Below are 22864 nucleotides of genomic sequence, written 5' to 3'. Positions count from 1 at the left end.
CCCCAATCCCAGAGGGGACCCCTAGCCCCCCACTCCCCTGTGTTTCTTGAAAGGTAAGGAATATATTCGCACTCAGGAGTTGCTGACAACTAATCCAGCTTTAAAGCATTGACTGGAACATCATCCCAAGAGTTGACTGTTCGCAATCGCGCCACCCAACCCCACGCCTTTTGCTCTTGAGTCAAATTTTGCTTAAAGGACTCATGACAGTCTTTGGCTTGGGACTCATCACAACAAACAATACAGGCATAAATCATCCCAGAGGGGTCAAGTTGCTCATTTACCCAGATAGTCATCGTGGCGGATTCTCCATAGTAGCAGTCAGTATGAGCGTAGTCACCTAAAATATCCTCACTCTAGCAAGATTCATAGCGAATTCGCTTAATGATCCAATTGCATAATAATTTTTTTGAAATCTTCTGGAATCATATAGGTAAATGTTTGAAGTAGTTAGAAGCAAAGCTCATAAGCCCAGAAGCTTTGAGATGACATATTTTGTCGTTGTGCCTGTCTGGATTCAAGAGTCAAAAATTCTCTGTGCTCTGGACTTTTCACTCAAAACTTGCTTATCAAAGCAATGTGTAATTTTCTTGCCACGACAGCTTAGATTATACTGCAAGAGGTAATCTCTAAGTTTATGGTTTATATTGAACTTGTCTATTTAACAAGGAAAAAAAGAACGAAGTATCATGACACAATATCTGAATGGAGTTTGGATTTGGAACCTGTCAGAGATTCGTGATGATTATCTGGACAAGCTTGTTGAACGTAAAGTGCAACGTGTTTATTTCAAGGTTTTTGATGGAAAATATCAAGATCAACCTACTTTTTGGAATTGGCAGTGTTCTCCAGAAATCATTCAGGAATTCAACTCTCGTAATATTCAAGTGTATGGATGGGGATACCACTATGGTACTGCTGACATTGCAAGACAAATTGTCAAGGTTAGGCAAGCTCTAAACTGTGGACTTGATGGCTATATTGTTGATGTAGAAAAAGAAGTAGAAGACTCTAGCACACATACAAATATAGACAAGCTTCTTTCTGCTCTGCGGATTATCGTTAAGGGAGGAACTTTCGGATATACAAGTTTTGGAAATCCTCGACTTCATCCTAATATTCCTTGGAAGATATTGGATAAGTATTGCGATTTCACTTTGCCACAAATTTATTTTGAAAAATTCACTTTCAAGCCCACGAATCCTGAAAAAGTGAAAGATTGTTTGGATGCTTATAAAAATTTGGGTTTGAAAAAACCAATTTTACCTATTTGGGGTTCGGAAAGTGATACAGCAAAACCTGCAACAGTCGCTGAACTTCAAGATTACCTGAACTACTATTCTGGTTCATCTATTTGGCGTATTCCGCAAGAAGGTGAACGTGGTGAAGCTTGGAATTTGATATATTCTGGCTTTGAATTACCCATACTTAGACGTAATCTTCGTCAAGGAAGAATCGGAGATGATGTCAAAGCTGTGCAAAAAGCGATGAATGCAAGAGGGTATAATGCAGGAACAGTAGATGGAAATTTTGGTTCTCAAACGGAAGTTGCTGTGAGAGCATTTCAGAAAGAAGCTGGTCTTTCCGTAGATGGAGAAGTTGGTAAACTGACTTGGACAGCCCTTGGTGGTCAGTTTCATGGATGATGCTAACAAGCAGTTTTCAGTAAACTTCTTGGATTCATTTACTCGCTCCACTTGGGTAGATCTCAAGTGGAGCAAATGGTGTAGTAGCTAAAGCAGCAAGGGAAGATAATTTGGTTTGCTAACTTCACTTTTGTTCACATAGTGATGTTTATTTTTGTCCACCGATATTGAAAATGGAATTCAGAATCCACCAAGCCAGGAGATAGAATTCAGCATTTCCTTCTGACGGGCGTGACGGGCGTGACTCCTGACTCCTTATTTTCATGTGTTCTGGTGTACGCAGTTTCTGACAACTACTGACCTTGCTACTTCCCTGTGAGAAATCTATTTTGGTAAGATGTTTAATATATTGCCCTAAAATATTTTTCGTGCCAAATATCAATTGAATTATCAGTTGTTTTAGAAAATGAATTTTAATCAAGAGCAAGAATATAAAGGCAATATTCTAGTCGTTGACGATACACCAGACAACCTGCGTCTTTTGTCGGCAATGCTGAGCGCACAAGGTTATGAAGTTCGTAAAGCCTTGAATGGCAAAATGGGATTGACGGCGTGTCAAATGGTTGTGCCTGATGTCATTCTGCTAGATGTTAATATGCCAGGAATGAATGGGTATGAGGTTTGTCAGCAACTTAAGGCTGACGAAAGAACTTGTGAAGTCCCAGTCATTTTTATTAGTGCCCTAGATGACGTGTTAGATAAGGTAAAAGCTTTTGATGTCGGGGGGGTTGACTATATTACGAAACCTTTTTATGGAGCAGAAGTCATCTTACGAATTGAAAATCAAATTAACTTACATCTGTTACAAAGTAAACTTCAAGAAAAAAATTTTTTATTGCAAAATGCTCTTGATGATTTAAAAGCGGCTCAAGTTAAACAGATTCAAGATGAGAAGATGATCGCATTGGGACAGTTGGTTGCTGGAATTGCCCATGAGGTCAATAATCCTATCAGTTTTATCTACGGCAATCTTGAATATGTTAGGCAATATGTACAGGAACTGGTCGATGTGATTCTGGTTTATCAGCAGGAATATCCAAATTCTACACCTAAGATTGAGCAAATCATCAAGGAAATAGACTTAAATTTTTTGATGAATGACCTGAAAAATTTATTAGGTGCTATGTACAGAGGAGCTGATCGTATTCGGCAAATTGTATTAGAGCTACAAAAATTTTCTCGGCTTGATGAAGCCGAGATGAAGTCGGTTAATATCCATGATGGTATCGATAGTAGTTTAATGATGTTGCAGCATCGACTCAAGGAAACAACGTATCGTCCTGCCATTGTTGTGGTAAAGGAATATGGTCATTTGCCCCCAGTCACTTGTTATGCTAGCGAACTGAACCAAGTGTTTATGCATATCTTGAATAATGCCATCGATGCTTTAGAGCCACCAGAGGGGCATGGTGAGTGGGAGATGTCGTCAACTTCGCTGGGTGGACAACAGATGAGGAGAGATTTGAGCCGTACAAGCGATCTGCGCTTTGCGCAGCAGCGTTTGCGCAGCGCCCCCTTAGGGGCTAGCTATCGCCTAAAACTTCACAAAAATTTGGAAGATGGGGAGGAATCATCACATCTGACTCCTGAGGGAACCTCCATGACTTTCACTCCTGTGATTCTGATTCACACAGAGTTGACAGCTCAACATACTGTCAAGATTAGTATTGCTGACAATGGGCTTGGTATGGATGAGTCAGTGCGATCAAGAACCTTTGATCCATTTTTTACGACAAAGCCTGTTGGTAAAGGCAGCGGACTGGGATTAGCAATTAGCCATCAGATTATAGTACAAAAACATCAAGGACAAATTAGTTGCAACTCCATACCAGGAGAAGGAGCAGAGTTTCTGATCGAAATTCCACTCAAGCATCCAAATACTAAAGATGAATGTTGAGTAGGATCCCGTAAGCTGCCTACTAAAATAAAAAAATTTGTACGCTCCGAAGTGCTTGCAACGCCCTTCGGAGTTGCACGAAGTGCGGCATAAGGCATCGGTAGCCTCACAACACGAACTCTATCGTCATCAAACTCTAAAAATATAACTTCTTGACAAAAACTCACAGAAGACTTGAAAAAAGGACTTTTCTCCTTTTAAAGAGAAAAACTTAAAAATCAAAACTTTTGTGAGTCACGTCTTACATTTTTCCGTCCCATAGCATAATAGAGATGTGACTCATCTGTTAGACCCTTTGCGAGCACTTAAGGAAGGTCACTGGTTCAAGCTCATTTGCGGAGCCAGCTACCAACATCTGCCTGCGGTTAGAAGTTTGACACTAGCCTACACTTTGGCTGGTGCTGACTGCATAGATGTTGCTGCTGATCCAGCTGTCATCAGCGCAGCGAAAGAAGCACTGCAAGTTGCCTTCAACTTGTCAGATGTAGCTCAGCAGCATGGGTTTGGCTCGTGCGGAAAGTCGCCCCTGTTGATGGTTAGTCTCAACGACGGGGAAGACCCCCATTTTCGTAAAGCCGAACTGAATGCTATAGAATGCCCCAAAGAATGTGATAAACCATGTGAAAGGATTTGTCCAGCACAGGCAATTGTTTTTAATAGTATAAAAAACGAACTGTCGGGAATTGTATCACAAAAGTGCTACGGCTGTGGTCGTTGCATACCAGTTTGTCCATATGATATAATTTATACAAGGTCATATGTATCAACGCCAACAGCGATCGCACCATTAATACTGTCATCTGGGGTAGATGCCGTAGAAATTCATACAAATGTTGGGCATTTGAGTGAATTTCAAAGATTGTGGCAAGCGATTTTACCCTGGGTTGAGCGTTTGAAGTTAGTCGCAATCAGCTGTCCAGATGGAGACGGCATAATTGACTATCTTCATGCCCTTTATAAAGTCATTGCCCCTATACCGTGTCCCTTAATTTGGCAGACTGACGGTCGTCCGATGAGTGGAGATATCGGTGATGGTACCACTCTGGCCGCCGTCAAATTAGGGCAAAAAGTCTTGGCAGCCAACTTACCGGGATATGTGCAGTTAGCTGGTGGAACCAATAACTACACTGTTGCCAAGTTGAAGGCAATGGGCTTGCTTCCTTCAGGGAGACAAGGAGACAAGGAGACAAGGGGAACTCGAAGCCCCCACGGAGGAGCCAGTGCAGTCTTGGGAAGCCAGTCTCGTGCAGGGGTTCCCCACGCCAGTCCGCACCCTGCGGGAAGCCGCCCTCCGGGCGTCTACAAGTCGGGAAACCCGCCCACGCGGCTGGCTCCCGTTGAGAGACCTGGCGTGTTTCACCAAGTAGAGCATCTGGGGTTGGGGATTAGGGGCGAAGGGGACAATTTTCTCCCCATTCCTCCCTCTCCTCCTCGCCCCCTCCCGCCATCCTCCATTGCTGGTATCGCTTACGGTAGTTACGCTCGGGTACTACTGTCACCAATTATCGAGCAGTTAGAAGCAAGGGAGGTACAAAATGCTTGTGTTAAAACGACTGTCCGCCTAGAAGAAGAACCAGATTTGCTCTGGCAAGCGGTTTCGCTTGCACATTCTCTCGTTTCCCAGCTCAAGTCACAGCAGTAGGGAACACTGTTCCTTACACGCGTGTTGCGGACACTTTCCAAAGGTGGAAGAGACCTCCCTACAGAAGTGTCCTTGCTATCTCTAAAAAACGTCACCATAAAAAGCATGACGATTACAGACGATCTTCAAAAATTGTTAGACATTTTGCCCCAAGATCTGCGGCAGACACTAGAAAAGCATCCTCAACGAGATAGCCTAGTGGAAGTGATCTTGGATTTGGGTCGTCGCCCAGAAGCTCGCTTTCCCCAGCTCGCAGAGTATCTGAGCGAAACGCCCGTTACGCAAGAACAGATAGATGATTGCATCAAGAGAGTGGGAATTTTTGGTGGAGATAATCGGGCAGGAATTGAGCAAACCCTGCATAGAATTAGTGCTATCCGCAACCGCAGTGGTAAAATTATCGGTTTAACCTGTCGCGTCGGTCGGGCAATATTTGGCACAATTGGCATGATCCGCGATTTAGTGGAAACCGGAAAATCAATTCTCATGCTGGGACGCCCAGGTGTAGGCAAAACGACTGCACTACGGGAAATTGCCCGTGTTTTGGCGGATGAACTCAACAAGCGAGTCGTCATCATTGACACCTCCAACGAAATTGCAGGAGATGGTGACGTTGCTCATCCCGCCATCGGTCGCTCACGGCGGATGCAAGTGGCTCATCCAGATCAGCAGCATCAGGTGATGATTGAGGCTGTGGAAAATCACATGCCAGAAGTCATCGTTATCGATGAAATTGGTACAGAACTGGAAGCTTTAGCGGCTCGTACCATTGCCGAACGAGGTGTCCAGTTGGTAGGAACTGCTCACGGTAACCAGATAGAAAACTTGATCAAAAATCCTACACTTGCCGACTTAGTAGGTGGCATCCAAGCTGTGACGTTGGGAGACGATGAAGCCAGACGACGGGGAACTCAAAAAACTGTTTTGGAAAGGAAAGCACCTCCTACCTTTGAAATTGCCGTGGAAATGTTAGAACGGCAACGCTGGGTCGTTCACGACAGCGTGGCGGATACAGTTGATACTCTTCTGCGGGGACGTCAACCTAGTCCACAAGTCAGGACTGTCGATGAAAACGGCAAGGTTAACATGACTCGTCAGCTGAGCACAATCAACGGTCGCGGACAAACACTCGGAGCAGAAGAATCTTTCGGACCACCAGCACGACAGTCAAACGGCTGGCGTGCAACTGGGCAAATGATACCATTAGCGCCATTGTCTAGTGAAACCCCAAAGAGTTCTGGACGCAGTGAGTTTGACCGTTTACTGGATGAATCTTTTAATGACTACAATGGCTTTGATTTCGACTCCACCAGACAGGCGGGACCGAATGGCGAAGATTTGCCACTGCATGTATATCCCTATGGCGTCAGCCGCAGCCAATTGGAACAGGTGATTTCGGTTCTTTCTTTACCAGTAGTCTTGACAAAAGATATTGATAGTGCTGATGCAATATTAGCACTGCGATCGCACGTCAAAAACCACGCCAAACTAAGGCAAATGGCGAAAGCCCGTCAAGTCCCAATCCACATGATTAAATCCAGTTCTCTACCGCAGATCACCAGAGGCTTACGGCGGTTGCTGAACATCGACAATCCGGAGGAGAGCGATGATCGCGAACTACAAATGTTCCTCCATAGCGCTAGCGATGATGAAATTGATGCCCTCGAAGAAGCAAGACTTGCTGTAGAGCAAATCGTGATTCCCAAAGGGCAGCCAGTCGAATTATTGCCCCGTTCTCCTCAAGTGCGGAAAATGCAGCACGAGTTGGTAGAACACTATCGCTTGAAGTCTCACAGCTTTGGAGAAGAACCAAATCGGCGTTTGCGGATTTATCCTGCGTAAAAGGTAAAAGGTGACAAGTTACAGTTCCCCTGTACCCTGTCACCTATTCCCCATCATCTCTTGTACTATGTGAAGTCACACAAGTTGAAAGATTTATTCTTTCTTGACTACTTTGTATTGTCCTGTAGACTATCAGCACTTCTTCTAGCAGTGTCTGGGTATAGCGAGCCAAACTCTTTTACAGCTTCTGCTGATTGTCCTGCAATTCTTTTGAGTCGTTCGCCAGGAGCATCTTCAGTTTCGCGAGCTTCCTTATTCCATTCCCCTGTTGTTTGTGGTCTTTGGGAGTCGTTCTGCTGTAGTGCTTGGTTAACTTTGCTGGTTACGGCTTTGCTACTACCTTCATTAGCAACGTTTGTTGTCAGCACTAGAAACCCAGCTAGGACTACAGCTAGAAAACGTTTTACCTGAAGTTGGTTAAGCACAGAGTTGATATGAGCAACTGCCCTAGAAATTAAATTTATCATCACAAGACTCCATGAGGTGATTTTCAACACTTTCCACAGTTTCAGGACTTCCGCAGACTCGCTTCAATCACAGGTTATGTGATGTCCGGCTAATCACTTATAGTGTGTCCAAAGCTGCAACGGCGTCTACCTTGCAGCTTTGGCATAGGCGGCTTCTCAATAGCCGTAAAGCGTGGCAAGAGCCATAGAGTAGTGGAACGTAGACTCGGCAGGGGGCTTGCTGCTTCCTTAGCAATTCGCTTGCGGTTTGAGATTGCCATGCTTCACGCTTCGCTCCGTATGCCCTCTCTTTTGCGCTACGCGCTCCGCTACGGACAACTATTTGAACGGGCATCATATGAGCTCCGGAAATGGAGTACAAATCAACCTGTCTTTGAGCGGATTAGTCATCCTGAACATAAGTCAAGACTAACTGTAAAAACGTAATCATTCTTCTAACAGAAGTCATAGCTTGGTTATCCAAAAGATAAGACTATGTGTGGATTTGCTTCAACACAACCCAAGCCGTATATTTGAATTTTTGATAAAAAAATGCTCGTTTTTTCGAGATTTAGGTCGCGCATTGACGCAAGTAGCCTTTGGTGAACACTCATCTGAGGAGAATGAGGAAGGTGAGTGAGGGAAAGAAGTAGGCATAAAGGAAGAGAGGGAAAGAAGTAGGCATAAAGGAAGAGAAGGAGAGACAATTTCTGACTTTCGCTCCTGCTCTTCCTCTTTCCCTACTTATTTTGTCCGGATTTTTTTTAAATCCCAAGTGTAGTAACCAAGTTTTTCAGGAACTCTAGAGAATCTTCCTATCCGATGACCTCTAGAAAGTTCATTATGCACCGCAGTTTTTATCTCTCTTAGTTGTTCAGCATTGAGTTCTCCATAAAGTCCTGTGATGACATCAGCTACGCTGAAGATTTTCCCGGAATTTTTCTGCAACAGTATGCAGATAGCATCAATCAAAAATTTACCTTCATATTCAGGTAGCATTGGTACCCTTTTAGCCTTGGGAAGTAGAAAGGGTTTCTTCCTTTTAGGTTTGATTGTTTTAGATTTGACCTTGCTATTTGGTGGTCTTACCAAACTCAAATCCAGAGTGTAACATCCAGGCTCATCGGGAACCGCTGCCCAGTAACTTTTTTCTTTGCCATGTGTTAGAGAGGACTGAATGCGACTTTTGACGATTTTAAATACACTTGGCTCTAAATCGCCAAAAAGTGAGCGCACGATGAAGTCTATATGACAGACAGTCCCAGCATTCTCTCGCAATATTTTTTCAATTGCTTGCATTCGCGTGAGAACTTGGTACTGAGCGAGCATTGGAATATCTGTCCCAAAACCAGAGTTATCGTTGTTGTGTGTTGGTGTCTCCCTTTGTGATGAAATTGTAAATCTTGCAACTACTGTGTTTTCGTCATTGGATGAAGAGTCATCCAAGTCAATCTCTTGCTCCTCATCATCTTGGAGTTCTGACTCGATAGCTTCTTGTTGTTCACTATCATCCAAGTCAATCTCTTGCTCCTCATCATCTTGGAGTTCTGACTCGATAGCTTCTTGTTGTCCAATATCGGAGATGTTATCTAGCTGTTGTAGTGACAAGGATTCTTGTTGACCAGAAGTGGGTGCAAAAGACAACGTCTCAACAACAGCCATTAAATTGTCGCGTTCATCGACAGCAGAGCAGTTGGATAACAACGCTTCTACATGCATAAGTTGCGATCGCGCCGTTCGCCATAAACGTTCATACTCTTCAGTCAGAGCAGTATAGTAGTCTCGTAATTCCAAGAGTGGCTCCAGCAAAGCTTGCGGTGGCGGCTCTAATTTTCCTTTAGTTGTCATATGGCTTCAATTTAATCCAAATCAGTTTTAGATTTATACGTCATTGCTCTAGGTTTAGCTTTTTGAGGCTTCATTAACGATTTTTTGGGTGGTTGAGGAGGACGACATTGTTCACAATACAAAGGTCGAGGTCCATAAGTCTCGCGCTTCGTAGGAACGCCACATTCCTTACAGACAAAGTTGAAAACCCGCGTATGAATCTGTCGTTGATGTGCCCGAACAGTGTATTCTCTAACAGAGACTAATTTAGTTGCCATAATCAGGATTTGTGAATTTCTGTTCTATCAATATACCTATTCCAGCAGAGGAACTTGCATAAATATGACGCAAATAACACGTTTTTGCCACTCATTCACCTAGCTATTGCTTTTAGTGCTTTACAGGGACAAAACTTCATTTGGTCAAGTCAGAAAGGCTTTCTCGTCCTTTGTGATCACGAGGTATTGGTTTTTGAATAAACCCCAAAAAACACCCTTCTACAATCATATCCCTCACGAATCGTGCCAGTGTTGTCACTCTAGCACAGCATTTTGCGCTGCCTGTGCCAATATGAGGCAAATACTAAATACGTTTTTTGGATAGCGCCATCCTTGTGCAAGATTGTCTGAAAGAGTTGTTTGAGGCACTCGGATAGAGTGTAGGAATCAATACTACGAAGTAACACAGGTTTTTAGCTACAAAGAAACAAATTGATCTACATACTTCAATTAAAGCATTGCAAATTTCGGCGTTGGTTTATCCAAGCTTCAGCATTTCAAGCAAAAAAATAAGTTCTACAAATTCCAGATTATTTGCAAACGCTAGCTTTAGTGCCACTTAGAGTAGTTTTTATACGCTGTTAATGCAACGCCAGCTTAACCATGAGCAATAATTTTTGCAGTCTATTTAAATCTGTCAAGGTTTGCATACATTGTTTTCAGACTTTTGGCAGATTTTATCATTGCTTGAACAAATGAGGCAACGATAAGATGATTGATGTTAACAATCACGTTCAAATCTTTATCCCATTGGGAAGTTAGCTAAGATTGATAGATGCTTGCCTTCAATTTTCTCATAAACTCTCTGATTTGAGGCATTTCACGTTCTTTGTAGCCTGTCCTTCGGACACTGAATCGTGGAGTGCAGAGTGGATACTTATAACAGGTAAAGTCCTTAAATTTTGTACAGGTTTTTTTCACAGGTTAGCGGCGGGTACTTCACTCAGCATTTTCCTGCAGATCTTGTGCAAGTGTTGACAGCTTGTCTAAGGACTTAGCTACTGCCATGACTTGTTCTGAAGTCTTGCTGGCAATACTCACAATTTCCAAAACAGATTGGCTTGCTAAGGTTGAGGCTTTTGCTTGGACAGGAGCAGTTTGAAGCAGTTCCTCAACCAGTTTTTTCATTTTGTCATTGACAGTAACAATTTGATTGAACTTCTGCTGAGTTTCCTGTGCCAACCTCATCCCGGTCATCGCCTGTTCTGCGCTGTACTCCATAACAGCAATAGCTTCATTAGCTTCTGTCTGAATTTCTGCAACGAGTAATTGTATTTCTACGATACTCGTGTTTAATTGATGCACTTGAGAAAGTGCTTGGTCAGCGAGCCAAGAAAATTGTTGACTCACTTCTGGGGTGCGACTCGCTTCAAGTACTGTGTTCATAGCTTGAAGCTTTATTTGAGATGCAATATTACTAATAAAGCTCACGACTTGGGAGAGCTTTTGGGAAGGTTGCTCTAAACGCTCGACCTTCTCAACAGCTTCCATGACTCTGACTTGGACATCACAGAAGTTTTCTAAAATCGGGTTTATTGACTCATGTCCATCCTGTACTCTCTGACTGAGCTGCTGCTCTTGAAGTTCTGCTTGTTGAGTACAAGCTAGCATTTTCCCAGCCGAATCAGCTAATGTTTGAATTTGATTGTAGGCAGCACTCAGAGACTCCATCCGGCTAAGAACCTCTGTTGAAAGGGTTTGAGAGGCTGTTTCACTATCTCTAAGCAATTCTGACACTTGACGCTGGAGTGTTTGTTTTTGTTGACGCTGTTCATAAGAGGTCGCTTCAGCAGATTGGTACGCCTGCTCTACTTGGTATAGGAGTCTAGCATGGTCGAGAGCAAATCCTACTTGTGTGGCTATCTGAGCAAATAAATTAATTTCATACTGCTGCCAATCACGAGCCTCAGAGCACTGATGCGCAATCAATAAGCCAAATAGCTGGTCATCTTTGAGAATGGGCGCAACCAAATTTGCCTTCACAGCAAAGGATTCGAGCTCGTTAATATGACAAGCGGTCAAAGATGCTTCATAAATGTTATTTGTCACTTGAATTCGACCAGCTTGGTACTTTTTGACATAGCTGTTTGCAAAGCAGGGGTCTTTGATTTTCGCTCGCAACGCTTTTGGAAAACCTGGAAGCACTGATTCTGCAATGATAGTTCCATACCAGTTTTTGTCAAAGCCATAAACGAGCACTCGGTCAGCACTCAGTGCTTTGCGAGCTTGTTCAACGGTAGTTTTCAGGACATCTTCTTCGTTGAGTGATTCTCGAATGCAACGGGTTATGTCCGCAAGTAATTGAATTCGCACTCCTTCAGCATCGATTCGCTGAACAAGTCTGGCATGATCCAGAGCAAATCCCACTTGCGTCGCGATCTGGGCGAACAAATCAATTTCATACTGCTGCCAATTACGAGCCTCAGAGCACTGATGCGCAATCAATAAACCAAATAGCTGGTCATCTTTGAGAATGGGCGCAACCAAATTTGCCTTCACAGCAAAGGATTCAAGTTGGTTAATGTGACAAGCGCTCAAAGATGCTTCATAAATGTTATTTGTCGCTTGAACTCGACCAGTTTTGTACTTTTCTACATAACGCTGTGCGAAGCAGGGGTCTTTAATTTTAGCTCGCAACGCTTTTGGAAAACCTGGAAGCACTGATTCTGCAATGATAGTTCCGTACCAGTTGTTGTCAAAGCCATAAACGAGCACTCGGTCAGCGCTCAGTGTTTTGCGAACTTCTTCAACGGTGGTTTTCAGGACATCCTCTTCGTTGAGCGATTCCCGAATGCGGCGGGTAATATCTATAAATATCTGAGCTTGATTCGCTTTTGTATCTATCTGTTCTAGCAGCTTAGCGTAGTCGAGAGCAAATCCCACCTGGGTTGCTATCTGAACGAACAAATCAATTTCAGCCTGCTGCCAAAAGCGGGATCCGGAACAATGATGTGCTATTAATAAGCCGAATAGCTGGTCGTTTTTGAGAATGGGCGCGATGAGATTAGCTTTGACAGCAAATCGCTCCAGCAAACCAATATGACAATCAGTGAGATTAGCTTGATAGATATTATCAATAGCACGAACGCGACCATTTCGGTATTGTTCGACATACCCTCCCTTGAAACAGGGGTCTGAGATTGTCGTCCACAACATTTTCGGCAAACCAGATGCCACTGATTCTTGTACAAAAGTTCCATCCAAGTTAGAATTGAAACGAAAGATGACCACGCGGTCAACTCTTAGCGCTTTGCGAATTTCATCAACAGTGGTTCTAAAAACATCTTCCTCACTGAGCGATTTCCGAATACGGTGCGTAATATTCATTAACACCTGAGAGCGCTCAGCCTCGGCTTCTTGTTGCCAGAGCAAATCCGGAAGTTGCTCTTTAATGAAGTTGATGTTTGTCTCTAACACAACTAATTCATCTTTTCCGGCGATAGAAGCGTGAGTATCTCCGCTTTCTCGACGTAACCTATTGACTACAGTGGTAGAAACTGCGGCGGCGTTCCGGACAGGACGAATGGCACGATTTGCAACAATTGCAGCGATCGCACTTGCCAATACAGCTGTTGCGCCTGTTCCAATTAATAGGAGTGATAGTTGTCTGGTGTGTAGTTCCAGTTCAGCTTTTGCAAGAGTTGTAGCACCTACTTGTCTTGCTCGTGAAATCTGTTTGGTAGTCCACTGGCTATCAAAGTAATAAGTAACTGTTCCAACTGCCAACACAGGGAGGACACTAACAAGCATAGCCCAGGCGATCGCCTTAGTCTTCAAGCTCCATTGTTGTCGCTTCTGCGAGAGAGGAAGAAACTCTTGAAGCCTTTTTAGCTGACTAACTTTTTGCTTGGCTTGCTTTTGAGAAGGAGGCTGAGTCATAAACAAAATCTACTTTTGCGGCGAAAAGTTACTGAGGACAAAAGTGTCGGTTGCTATATTCAATTCCTCAACAGATGAGGTAGGGTTATGCACCTTTAGGATTGCTGCTGAGTCAAAGGTAGATATGAACAGTCGCAACCTTGTCCTGACTTGATCTGGGGCTTTTGTGTTGGAGTGAACTGACTCTCATCAGTATTGGTATAATTTAGAACTCTATGCAATCAGGGGCAAAGTCGCTCTAAGATTCTGATATGGTTTTTTACCCTATGGGTATGTCTTTACGGACATGCTAGGCGTACCCTGCGTCAGAGGTGCTTTGTGCTGACTCTAGTCTCCAGAGAGTGAGAAACTCGCCTACAGGGCGCTGACTCACTCCTTAACCTTTGTGCTTTTCTTCAAGGGTTTGATGCTTTGGATTAATGACTTTAGTATATTTAGTGTTATATGTGGTCAAAGTATATTATATATCTTGACTTATTCAAGTAACTTGTATAACGCTGTTAATTTTAAAGGTGCAGCAAGTAGCTAGATAAAGCACTTAATTGTTCAAAAACTGAGTACGATCACTTTTTATAAGAACGAGTAGGAAAAGCGCTCCTGCACATGCCAAAGCTGTTATTCTCAAAGTAGGACTATTCCACTGTTTGAGAGCGATCGCAACAAAAGCCCAAACTGTAACTCCTGTATAAGCGATGTCTCGGTATTGGAGAACTATGACTCCAGTTAGTACTGCAGCAATCAACAACATGATGAGTGTCCAAACTTCAGCAGAAATCCCCCAGCCGTTCCAACCGATAAAAGATAGCGCACAAGCCACATTAACGATGGTGGCGACACTAATCCACGCTAGATAAATGCTGATTGGAATTGTTACGCACCACTTCTTAATACGAGATATAGAGTTTGTGCCAATTTTTAATCTTATATATATGACAATTAGAGGTACCAGAATTCCTAGCATTGCTACAACTGAAAGCGAGAAAAGCCGAGAGAGGAACAGATAAACCCAAATAATTTGGGCAAAACAAGCAACCACAAGCAAGTAGCCTATTTTACGTAAATCAGAATCGTGTCTCTGGTTTGGTAAAACTTGGTAGATTCCAAGAGCAAATAAACCAAGATAAATCAATCCCCAAATTGCAAAGGCGTAATTAGCAGGAATCATAAGTACGTCTTTGAACAGAGTGTTAGAAATTTCACCTATGCTGAGTCCATTTAAGGGAAAGATGTTAGACAAGACGTTCACTACAAAAGCGCCGACGATTGCAGCTAGGGTAGCAAGCTGTCGCAGGAAATCTTGGTTAAAGCTAGAGTTGGACTGCTGCATATGTTTAGATGGCACCACGACTCTGTTGTTGTGCTTTTAGCTTACAATACAACCTTTATCTAGTTGGCTAGATGAAAGCAGAATCCCACGGCTTTTTGTCTTCCGCGCAGCGTGCAGCATATATAAGCGTTAGTGTCAAGCGCTGCGCCGAAATTCACCCGGAGAAATCCGCTACATTTTTCCCGGACAAAGCCGGGCAATCTTTATCCTTGAGTTGGTGTTGAAGATTGATCTGTAGTTTCGCAAAATGCAAGGGTCCGGACAATCCCGGACACAAATCGAGGGCAGGGGGTGGGCATTCTTACCAGCGTTCCCGGCAATGTCCACGGAGTTCCCCCTCCCCCATCCAATGGCGAAACGCACTCCGTCACTCGCTAGCCCCTAAGAGGGGCGCTACGCAAACGCTCAAATTCGCTCATTCGCTCATTCGCTCATTCAAAATTAAGAACCACCAAAATAAATTTAGGGGCTTGAAACAAGGACGCCGTTTTCCGCACTTCGTGCCGCTCCGCTAACGCGCTATGCGTCTTTTGAAAACATTTTTTACATTCTCCATACCATAAGTTGGGGGCTTGTATCCTTTTCTTTTTCGGTCACTTTGCAGCTTGACAAGTCAGAACAATGATAGTAAGTTAATAAATAACGAGCGTTCGATATAAAAATGCGACGAAATGCCTAAGATTGTTGACCATGACCAATACCGCAAGGAACTGCTCAGTAAATGTTTTGACTTGTTTGCCCAGAGAGGCTACTCTGCTATTACCATGCGCCAAATCGCTGAAGGTTTAAGTGTTTCCACTGGGACATTATATCACTACTTTCCCAGTAAACAGGCGTTATTTGAGCAATTAGTGGAAGAAGTCTGTGAGCAAGATATGTTGATGGCGAAGGCTGAATTGGAAGGAACACAAACTTTGCAGGAAAGGCTGGAAGTTTTGGGGAGATTTTTGGCGAAAAACGAGGATTATTACATTAAGTGGACTTATTTACAGGTTGATTTTTGTCAGCATCAAAACTTGGCAATGCAGGATAGTGTTGCATGGAAACGTGCTATACAGCGATATGAAAAGGCAGTGTATGATATTTTGGGCATTCAGGACTCAGCATTAACTTGGTTTATCTTGAGTCTGATTGATGGCTTAATCTTTGAACGACTGATGGATAATGAAGCGGTTTCTATTCCAGAACAATTTTCTTTATTAAGTAAGATGCTCACAGCATTTTTAGAAAAACAACTGCCGAATCAAACTTCTAAGAGATCATTTTAGAGGAAGAATATTATGACTTTCAAAGAATTACCTAAACCGACAAATCGAAAGTTAATTGGGCTAATGGTTGCTGCAACTGGAATCACAGGTGGAATTGTTGTTTATGGCATTTCTCAGTATGGGATTCACACTAAAAAACCCGCACCTGTTGTGGAAACTGCTCCTGTTGTTAAAAAAGTGACAGCATTAGGACGACTAGAACCAGAAGCCGAGGTGATTAAACTGTCTGCACCTCTGGCGTTGGATGGCGATCGCATGACTTATCTACTCGTCAAAGAGGGTCAATTTGTCAAAGCTGGACAAGTTGTGGCAATTCTCGATTCACGAGATAAATTACAAGACTCTCTTAAACAAGCACAAGAACAGGTTAAGGTGGCTAAAGCGAAACTCGCACAGGTAAAAGCAGGGGCGAAATCAGGGGAAATCGCTGCTCAAAAGGCAATGATTGAGCGCTTGCAGGCGCAGTTGCAAGGTGATAAAATCTATCAAGAAGAAACTATAGCCAAATTACAAGCGCAGTGGGAAGGCGACAGAGCAGCGCAAGAGGCAACAATTCGGAAAATCCAGGCAGAAGTCAACAATGCTCAAGCCGAATATCAGCGCTATGAGCAGTTATATAAAGAAGGAGCAACTTCTGGTTCTTCATATGGTAGCAAACGCCTGAGTTTTGAAACTGCGCAACAACAACTCAACGAAGCCCAAGCAGTTCTCAACCGAATTAACACGACTGCTAGCAAACAAGTCCGTGAAGCGAAAGTGGCGCTGCAAAGAATTAATTCAACTGGTGTCAAGCAAATTCGGGAAGCTAACGCCACCCTTAGTAAGATTGCTGAAGTTCGTCCTGTGGATGTGGAAGCGTCGCAAGCGGAAGTTGATAACGCTGTAGCAGCTGTCCAACGGGCAGAAACTGACTTGAAACAAGCTTACATCAAAGCATCAACAGCAGGACAAATACTCAAAATTCATACGCGAGTTGGAGAAAAGATCAGTGACTCTGGCATTGTGGATCTAGCGCAAACTAACCAAATGGTTGCTGTCGCAGAAGTTTATCAATCCGATATTGCTAAAGTGAAAACTGGACAAAAAGCAGTTGTCACAGGTCAAGCCTTTAACGGACAATTGCGGGGAGTTGTTTCGCTAGTTGGCTTGCAGGTAAACCGACAGAACGTTTTCAGCAATCAACCAGGGGAAAATTTAGATAAGCGAGTTGTTGAAGTGAAAATTCGCCTCACACCAGAAGATAGTAAACGAGTTGCAGGTTTAACTAACTTGCAAGTCCAGACACAAATTGAATTGTAAATTTTCTTTGCTGAAAATATAACGAATGTTCGTTATAGATTGGTGTGATCAAGAGGAGATTTTTATAAAATGCTTTGCAAAACTTCCCGCATTTGGATTCTTAGGAAAACTTATCCTTGGGCGACTTTAGCAATTACAGCTTTTAGACTCACATACTTAAACGGTGTCAAAAGAAACAGAGAAAAAATCCGTTTTTTGATGGCTTACTTCAAGATTGACTTTGCAAGCGTTCTATCGCTTGTCAATGACATGATTTTTTGAACCAAACAGAGGTGTCAAAATGTTGAAAATAATATACTTTATTCTTTGTATTTTAGGTACTGTTTTACCGTACTCACAATTTGTTCCCTTTCTTTTAGAACACGGACTGGATGTGAATCTTTTCTTAGAAGAGCTTTTTGTGAACCGAATTTCTGCATTTTTTGGAATGGATGTGATTGTCTCATCGTTTGTTCTGTGGGTCTTTGTCTATTGGGAAGGTTCACGTCTGGGAATGAAAAATTTGTGGATTTATATTGCCAGTAATTTGCTAGTTGGTGTTTCGCTGGGACTACCTTTATTTCTGTTCATCAGAGAACACAAGCTTGAAGAAACCGCTACAGCCGTAGAGTTGAAAGCGTAAAGCGTGAAATCATAATCTGAGGTATGCAATTATGTTTGGTAAATGGTTTCGTAGAACGCCGCTAGCATTGCGACAAGTGATGAAGGAAAAAACTCGTCTAGCGGTAGCAGTGGCAGGTATTGCTTTTGCAGATATGCTGATATTTGTGCAAATGGGCTTTCAAGATGCACTTTATGACAGTGCAACACAGCCTCATCGCTTGCTAGAAGCAGATTTGGTGATGACGAATCCCCAATTCCAAACCCTTTTTTCTGTCAAAAGCTTTTCTCGTGAACGACTTTATCAAACATTAAGCCATGAAGGTGTTCAGTCGGTGAATTCTGTGTACATCAGTTTGGGACAGTGGACAAATCCAGAAACTCGGATTAACCGCTCCATTTTGATTTGGGGAGTTGATCCCGAAGCTCCAGGTTTGAATTTGCCTGAAGTGAAGCAAAATGCAACGCAGTTAAAACTATTGAATAGAATATTGTTTGACCGTGCTGGACGTCCAGAGTTCGGACCTGTTGCTGATGCTGTGCAAAAGCAGGGAATGGTGGAAACAGAACTCAATAGCCAGAACATTCAAGTCGGTGGACTGTTTACCATTGGTAGCTCGTTTGCTGCTGATGGTAATGTCATTACGAGTGATTCAACATTTTTGAAGTTGTTTCCACAACGTCAACCCAATCAGATAGAAGTTGGTTTAATCAAGCTCAAACCTGGTTTTAATCCGGCTCAAGTTCAAAAGCAGCTTGCTAAAGAATTATCACCAGATGTACGAGTTTTAACACCAGAAGGTTTTGCAGAGGTGGAAAAATACTACTGGGAAAGTCAAGGGGTGATTGGATTTATTTTTGGATTGGGTGTCATTGTAGGGTTTATTGTGGGAATTGTGATTGTTTACCAAATTCTCTACAGTGATGTTTCCGATCACTTACCAGAGTACGCCACGTTAAAAGCAATGGGTTATAGCGACGGCTATCTTCTCGGTGTTTTGTTTCAAGAAGCATTACTTTTAGCAGCATTGGGTTATATGCCTGGATTTTTGATTGCGATCGCCCTCTACCACGTGACACAGGCAGCAACTATGCTACCTATTGCCATGACACTTGCTCGTGCAATTACTGTGTTTATCATCACAATAATGATGTGTACTTTTTCTGGAGCAGTGGCGATGCGGAAGTTACAATCTGCAGATCCTGCTGATGTATTTTAGTAAAATTTTTGACTTCAATTGTTTGTTCCCTACTAAAAAAAAACAAACTACTCGGACAGATGGCATATGAAGCGTTTACTGCAAGCATTGACATCGGGCTGTTTGGGAGTCATTCTCACAGCTATACCTGTCTTAGGAGCCGAACGAGTCTCTTTTTCTTCCCCTGTTGGCGAGTTATCTATTTCTATTAATTCTTTAGAGAAATATGTGCAAGAAGACAAAAAAGATGATGAACTCACTTTCTACGCTCAGCATCTAACACCACAAGAACTTGCACAGCTTAAAAAAATCCTGCAACACAAAGTTAAATTGAATCCAGTCGTTGTTGCTCAGTTCCTCTATTCTTCAATGGGAGTGCAATTGTTGCAGTATTTGGGTGACTTAGTGCAAACGGATGCTCGGCTTCATGGTTTTTATGCACTTCGCTCGGCTTTAATACTAGCAGCAGCAGATTCAGAGGGCTTAACTGTACTCAACGTCCTCAAAAAATTTCCCATTTCGACAATGCGTATCAACTCTGAGCTTGCTTTTGAACTTGTAGGTGTATTTGACCAACTTGTCAAGCAAACAGATAAAGTCACGACGTTAATTGAACAACAATCGCAAATAGAAGCCGTCGTTTCTGCAACAAGCAGTCCTAACCAACGTCTGGAGTTACAGCAATCCGGTTTGATGAAATGGCAAAAGCATACTCTTGCACTTAATGATCGTATTCGCAATCGCAAGTTTTTAGCTGACTTTTACTTACCTGAAGTTGCAAATCCTGCTGCTGTACTGGTTATTTCGCACGGTGCGGGATCTGATCGCAACGATTTTGCTGATTTGGCTCGACATCTTGCTTCTCATGGTTTTGCAGTTGCTGCTGTTGAACATCCTGGTAGCAATAACCAGCAATTACAAAGTCTGTTTAAAGGCGCTGCGCGAGAAGTTGTGGAAACCAGAGAATTTATTAACCGCCCTAAAGATGTCAGTTACTTGCTAGATGAACTTGAGCGTCTGAATCAATCTCATCCCTTATTTCAAGGACGTTTAAATTTGCAGCAAATAGGTGTGTTAGGTCACTCGTTTGGTGGTTACACAGCACTAGCCTTAGCTGGAGGAGAATTTAATTTTAAGCAACTCAAGCAAGAATGTCGAGCCGATAACTTTAACTTGAATGCAGCAAATGTCTCACTGTTACTTCAGTGTTTGGCGCTGAATTTACCTGATCAGACATATAATTTGCATGACAAGCGCATCCAAGCAGTGTTTGCAATGAAACCTTTTAGTAGTGGAATTTTCGGAGAAAAAGGTTTAAGTCAAGTCACAGTTCCCGTGATGCTGGTGGCTGGTAGTGATGATACTGTTACACCTGCTGTTGTAGAACAAATTTGCCCCTTCACTTGGCTCAAGAATTCTGATAAGTACTTAGTTTGGATTCAGAACGGAACTCACGTTTATAATAACCAAGAATTTGCCAGTGCCTTTGCGATTGCCAATAACCAAGCGAATCCCGATCCAACTCTTGCTCGTGATTACCTCAAAGCAATGAGTCTAGCCTTTGTAAAGACTTATGTAGCTGGTGAAGTTGAGTATCGTAATTATCTGACACCATCTTACGTCGAAACCATCAGCCAGTTTCCTCTGCCTTTGAAGCTTGTACGTTCCTTGAGTGCAAAGCAGTTATCACTCAAGCAGAACCTTTCTTGTCCGGGGTCAGTTAACAATTCAAAATTCAAAATTCAAAATTCAAAAATAAATGATGATTTCTGATACAAAACTTCTATATCTGGGGATATCCCAATGGCAAATGACTTGACAAATGCATTGAATAATGAAACTCGTGACGCGTGGAATACCAACGCTAGTGTGTGGGACGATCGCATGGGAAACGACGGGAACGACTTTCATCAACTCCTGATTCGTCCTGCGGTTGAGAGACTGCTACAAGTAAAACCGGGTAGCCGCATTTTGGACATCGGCTGTGGAACTGGGTTGACAACTCGCAGATTAGCTAGCTTGGGCGCACATGTCGTCGGAATAGATTTTGCTGAGGAGATGATTACCTGTGCTCGCAAAAGAACTCAACAGCATGAGACATCAATAGAATATCACGTCCTCGACGCTACAAATGAGACAGCTTTGCTTGGGCTGGGGAAACGTTCTTTTGATGCTGCTGTATCCGCAATGGTACTTATGGATATGGCAGAAATTGACCCTCTTCTACGAGCACTCACAAAGTTACTACGTCCTGGAGGCTGTTTTGTCTTTGCTGTGATGCATCCTTGTTTTAACAGTACACACGTCAGTATGGCTGCAGAAGTTAAGGATTGCGAAGGTCAACTCGTAACGGAATACTCGGTCAAAGTCTCTGGATATTTACAACCCAGTACCACAAAAGGATTAGCAATAGAAAATCAACCAAAACCTCACTTGTACTTCCATCGACCATTACACGTTCTGTTAGGTGCAGCATTCCGTGCTGGGTTTGTACTTGATGGTTTGGAAGAACCGGCTTTTGGAAGTGATCATCCTTCTGACAGTCGCTTTTACAGTTGGGCTAATTTTACTCAAATTCCACCTGCACTTGTTGCTAGGTTGAGATTTTCTGATGATTTGTGACGCACATCTTAAGTAGTTACAACAATCCTAGATAAGTCGTGAACAAAAAAAACGTAGACGCGGAGCGGCTTCCCGAAGGGTACCGCAAAGGGCGCAAAGAGGAGCCAGCGCCGGGGTGAAGCAGCGCTGCGGGAGGGTTTCCCTCCGCAGGCGACTGCTGAAAGGGTTTCCCGACTTGAGGCGACTGGCGTCGCAAAGAAAAGAAAGAGAAGACGAGGAGGGTGTTCACATGGTATTTAGGAAGGCTGTAGTTAATAATATTCACCTAGAAAAATAAAACTATGAAAAAAATAGATTCTTCTCATAATTCGATGCACTTAGTCACAACTCAACCCGTTATCTCTGCTCAAAACCTCAATCATTACTTTGGTGAAGGTGCGCTTCGTAAACAAGCGTTATTTGATATTAACCTAGATATTTACTCTGGCGATATTATCATTATGACTGGACCTTCAGGTTCAGGAAAAACAACGTTGTTGACGCTTATGGGAGGACTGCGTTCTGCTCAACAAGGAAGTTTGAAAATTCTAGGACAAGAAATGTGTGGTGCAAGTAAGAAGCAGCTGCGAGACGTTCGTTGTCAAATTGGTTATATTTTCCAAGCGCATAACCTCATGACATTTCTGACAGCAAGAGAAAATGTGCGGATGTCGTTAGAGTTGCATGACAAGTTTTTAAAACAGGACATGGATGCTCAAGCGATCGCCATGCTGGAAAGTGTAGGTTTGGGAAATCGTGCAAATTACTATCCAGACAGTTTATCAGGTGGACAGAAGCAAAGAGTGGCGATCGCCCGCGCCCTAATAAGTCAACCAAAAATCGTTCTAGCAGATGAACCCACAGCTGCACTTGACAAGAAATCTGGGCGTGATGTCGTAGAATTGATGCAGAAGTTAGCGAAAGAACAAGGCTGTACAATTTTGCTCGTGACTCACGATAACCGAATTCTTGATATAGCCGATCGCATCATTTATATGGAAGATGGTCGTCTTGTCAGCGATGGCGTGGATGCTAAGGCGAAGGTGAGCTAAATTAGTTAGGACTTACGCACTCGCGACGAAAAATAAGGCTTTGCGATTGCTTCCCTCCGGT

The 22864-nt window shown here is 43.0% G+C and carries 18 protein-coding genes; 11 read left to right on the top strand and 7 right to left on the bottom strand.

Annotated features, from left to right (window positions below):
• Positions 1-89: 89 nt before the first annotated feature.
• Entirely contained in the window at positions 90-296 is a 207-nt protein-coding gene (locus DP117_RS28505; RefSeq protein WP_169221573.1) for a glycogen debranching protein, read from the bottom strand.
• A 393-nt stretch (positions 297-689) separates the two neighbouring features.
• Here DP117_RS28505 and DP117_RS28500 point away from each other — a divergent pair, with 393 nt between their 5' ends.
• The 4 genes from DP117_RS28500 (at position 690) to DP117_RS28485 (ending at position 7027) form a co-directional block, all read left to right on the top strand.
• Complete coding sequence (locus DP117_RS28500; protein ID WP_169221572.1) at positions 690-1646, top strand: peptidoglycan-binding domain-containing protein; 957 nt, start codon at positions 690-692, stop codon at positions 1644-1646.
• A gap of 406 nt (positions 1647-2052) precedes the next feature.
• Positions 2053-3543, top strand: a complete 1491-nt coding sequence (locus DP117_RS28495; protein ID WP_169221571.1) for a response regulator — start codon at positions 2053-2055, stop codon at positions 3541-3543.
• 274 nt (positions 3544-3817) lie between these two features.
• The gene (ldpA, locus tag DP117_RS28490) at positions 3818-5185 is read left to right on the top strand and encodes a circadian clock protein LdpA (RefSeq protein WP_169221570.1); all 1368 of its coding nucleotides are present in this window, start codon (positions 3818-3820) and stop codon (positions 5183-5185) included.
• Positions 5186-5290: 105 nt separating this feature from the next.
• A complete protein-coding gene (locus tag DP117_RS28485) occupies positions 5291-7027 on the top strand; it encodes a R3H domain-containing nucleic acid-binding protein (protein ID WP_169221569.1) in 1737 nt (578 codons plus the stop codon).
• Positions 7028-7134: 107 nt separating this feature from the next.
• Here DP117_RS28485 and DP117_RS28480 read toward each other — a convergent pair whose 3' ends face one another.
• The 6 genes from DP117_RS28480 to DP117_RS28455 form a co-directional block, all read right to left on the bottom strand.
• Positions 7135-7494, bottom strand: a complete 360-nt coding sequence (locus tag DP117_RS28480; RefSeq protein WP_169221568.1) for a hypothetical protein — start codon at positions 7492-7494, stop codon at positions 7135-7137.
• Between the two features lie 89 nt (positions 7495-7583).
• Positions 7584-7754 (bottom strand): hypothetical protein, encoded by a 171-nt coding sequence (locus DP117_RS28475; protein ID WP_169221567.1) that lies wholly within the window; start codon positions 7752-7754, stop codon positions 7584-7586.
• A 463-nt stretch (positions 7755-8217) separates the two neighbouring features.
• Positions 8218-9321 carry a hypothetical protein gene (locus tag DP117_RS28470; protein WP_169221566.1) on the bottom strand — a complete coding sequence of 368 codons (1104 nt, stop codon included), beginning with the start codon at positions 9319-9321 and terminating at the stop codon, positions 8218-8220.
• Positions 9322-9332: 11 nt separating this feature from the next.
• Positions 9333-9578: a hypothetical protein gene (locus tag DP117_RS28465; RefSeq protein ID WP_169221565.1), complete on the bottom strand. Its 246-nt coding sequence runs from the start codon at positions 9576-9578 to the stop codon at positions 9333-9335.
• A 939-nt stretch (positions 9579-10517) separates the two neighbouring features.
• Positions 10518-13457 (bottom strand): GAF domain-containing protein, encoded by a 2940-nt coding sequence (locus DP117_RS28460; protein WP_169221564.1) that lies wholly within the window; start codon positions 13455-13457, stop codon positions 10518-10520.
• Positions 13458-13995: 538 nt separating this feature from the next.
• A complete protein-coding gene (locus DP117_RS28455; RefSeq protein ID WP_169221574.1) occupies positions 13996-14784 on the bottom strand; it encodes a tryptophan-rich sensory protein in 789 nt (262 codons plus the stop codon).
• A 671-nt stretch (positions 14785-15455) separates the two neighbouring features.
• On the opposite strand from DP117_RS28455, the gene DP117_RS28450 reads away from it, so the two are divergent.
• The 7 genes from DP117_RS28450 (at position 15456) to DP117_RS28420 (ending at position 22803) form a co-directional block, all read left to right on the top strand.
• Positions 15456-16052: a TetR/AcrR family transcriptional regulator gene (locus DP117_RS28450; protein ID WP_169221563.1), complete on the top strand. Its 597-nt coding sequence runs from the start codon at positions 15456-15458 to the stop codon at positions 16050-16052.
• A gap of 12 nt (positions 16053-16064) precedes the next feature.
• Entirely contained in the window at positions 16065-17351 is a 1287-nt protein-coding gene (locus DP117_RS28445; RefSeq protein WP_169221562.1) for an ABC exporter membrane fusion protein, read from the top strand.
• Positions 17352-17631: 280 nt separating this feature from the next.
• Positions 17632-17973, top strand: a complete 342-nt coding sequence (locus DP117_RS28440) for a DUF2834 domain-containing protein (RefSeq protein WP_169221561.1) — start codon at positions 17632-17634, stop codon at positions 17971-17973.
• A gap of 31 nt (positions 17974-18004) precedes the next feature.
• Positions 18005-19171 (top strand): ABC transporter permease DevC, encoded by a 1167-nt coding sequence (devC, locus tag DP117_RS28435; RefSeq protein ID WP_169221560.1) that lies wholly within the window; start codon positions 18005-18007, stop codon positions 19169-19171.
• Between the two features lie 66 nt (positions 19172-19237).
• Positions 19238-20923 carry an alpha/beta hydrolase gene (locus DP117_RS28430; protein ID WP_169221559.1) on the top strand — a complete coding sequence of 562 codons (1686 nt, stop codon included), beginning with the start codon at positions 19238-19240 and terminating at the stop codon, positions 20921-20923.
• A gap of 30 nt (positions 20924-20953) precedes the next feature.
• Entirely contained in the window at positions 20954-21772 is an 819-nt protein-coding gene (locus DP117_RS28425) for a class I SAM-dependent methyltransferase (RefSeq protein WP_169221558.1), read from the top strand.
• Positions 21773-22053: 281 nt separating this feature from the next.
• Positions 22054-22803, top strand: coding sequence for a DevA family ABC transporter ATP-binding protein (locus DP117_RS28420; protein WP_169221557.1), 750 nt, complete (start codon positions 22054-22056; stop codon positions 22801-22803).
• Positions 22804-22864 lie beyond the last annotated feature (61 nt).

Source organism: Brasilonema sp. UFV-L1, assembly GCF_012912105.1.
Classification (GTDB): Bacteria; Cyanobacteriota; Cyanobacteriia; order Cyanobacteriales; family Nostocaceae; genus Brasilonema.
Note: the sequence above shows the minus strand (reverse complement) of the source record. Positions and strands in the feature narration are given on the sequence as shown.

Excerpts from the sequence above, each read along its gene's own strand:
- DP117_RS28505 (WP_169221573.1), bottom strand. The coding sequence starts at position 296 with ATGACTATCTGGGTAAATGAGCAACTTGACCCCTCTGGGATGATTTAT.
- DP117_RS28500 (WP_169221572.1), top strand. The coding sequence starts at position 690 with ATGACACAATATCTGAATGGAGTTTGGATTTGGAACCTGTCAGAGATT.
- DP117_RS28495 (WP_169221571.1), top strand. The coding sequence starts at position 2,053 with ATGAATTTTAATCAAGAGCAAGAATATAAAGGCAATATTCTAGTCGTT.
- DP117_RS28485 (WP_169221569.1), top strand. The coding sequence starts at position 5,291 with ATGACGATTACAGACGATCTTCAAAAATTGTTAGACATTTTGCCCCAA.
- DP117_RS28480 (WP_169221568.1), bottom strand. The coding sequence starts at position 7,494 with ATGATAAATTTAATTTCTAGGGCAGTTGCTCATATCAACTCTGTGCTT.
- DP117_RS28475 (WP_169221567.1), bottom strand. The coding sequence starts at position 7,754 with ATGGCAATCTCAAACCGCAAGCGAATTGCTAAGGAAGCAGCAAGCCCC.
- DP117_RS28470 (WP_169221566.1), bottom strand. The coding sequence starts at position 9,321 with ATGACAACTAAAGGAAAATTAGAGCCGCCACCGCAAGCTTTGCTGGAG.
- DP117_RS28465 (WP_169221565.1), bottom strand. The coding sequence starts at position 9,578 with ATGGCAACTAAATTAGTCTCTGTTAGAGAATACACTGTTCGGGCACAT.
- DP117_RS28460 (WP_169221564.1), bottom strand. The coding sequence starts at position 13,457 with ATGACTCAGCCTCCTTCTCAAAAGCAAGCCAAGCAAAAAGTTAGTCAG.
- DP117_RS28455 (WP_169221574.1), bottom strand. The coding sequence starts at position 14,784 with ATGCAGCAGTCCAACTCTAGCTTTAACCAAGATTTCCTGCGACAGCTT.
- DP117_RS28450 (WP_169221563.1), top strand. The coding sequence starts at position 15,456 with ATGCCTAAGATTGTTGACCATGACCAATACCGCAAGGAACTGCTCAGT.
- DP117_RS28445 (WP_169221562.1), top strand. The coding sequence starts at position 16,065 with ATGACTTTCAAAGAATTACCTAAACCGACAAATCGAAAGTTAATTGGG.
- DP117_RS28440 (WP_169221561.1), top strand. The coding sequence starts at position 17,632 with ATGTTGAAAATAATATACTTTATTCTTTGTATTTTAGGTACTGTTTTA.
- devC (WP_169221560.1), top strand. The coding sequence starts at position 18,005 with ATGTTTGGTAAATGGTTTCGTAGAACGCCGCTAGCATTGCGACAAGTG.
- DP117_RS28430 (WP_169221559.1), top strand. The coding sequence starts at position 19,238 with ATGAAGCGTTTACTGCAAGCATTGACATCGGGCTGTTTGGGAGTCATT.
- DP117_RS28425 (WP_169221558.1), top strand. The coding sequence starts at position 20,954 with ATGGCAAATGACTTGACAAATGCATTGAATAATGAAACTCGTGACGCG.
- DP117_RS28420 (WP_169221557.1), top strand. The coding sequence starts at position 22,054 with ATGAAAAAAATAGATTCTTCTCATAATTCGATGCACTTAGTCACAACT.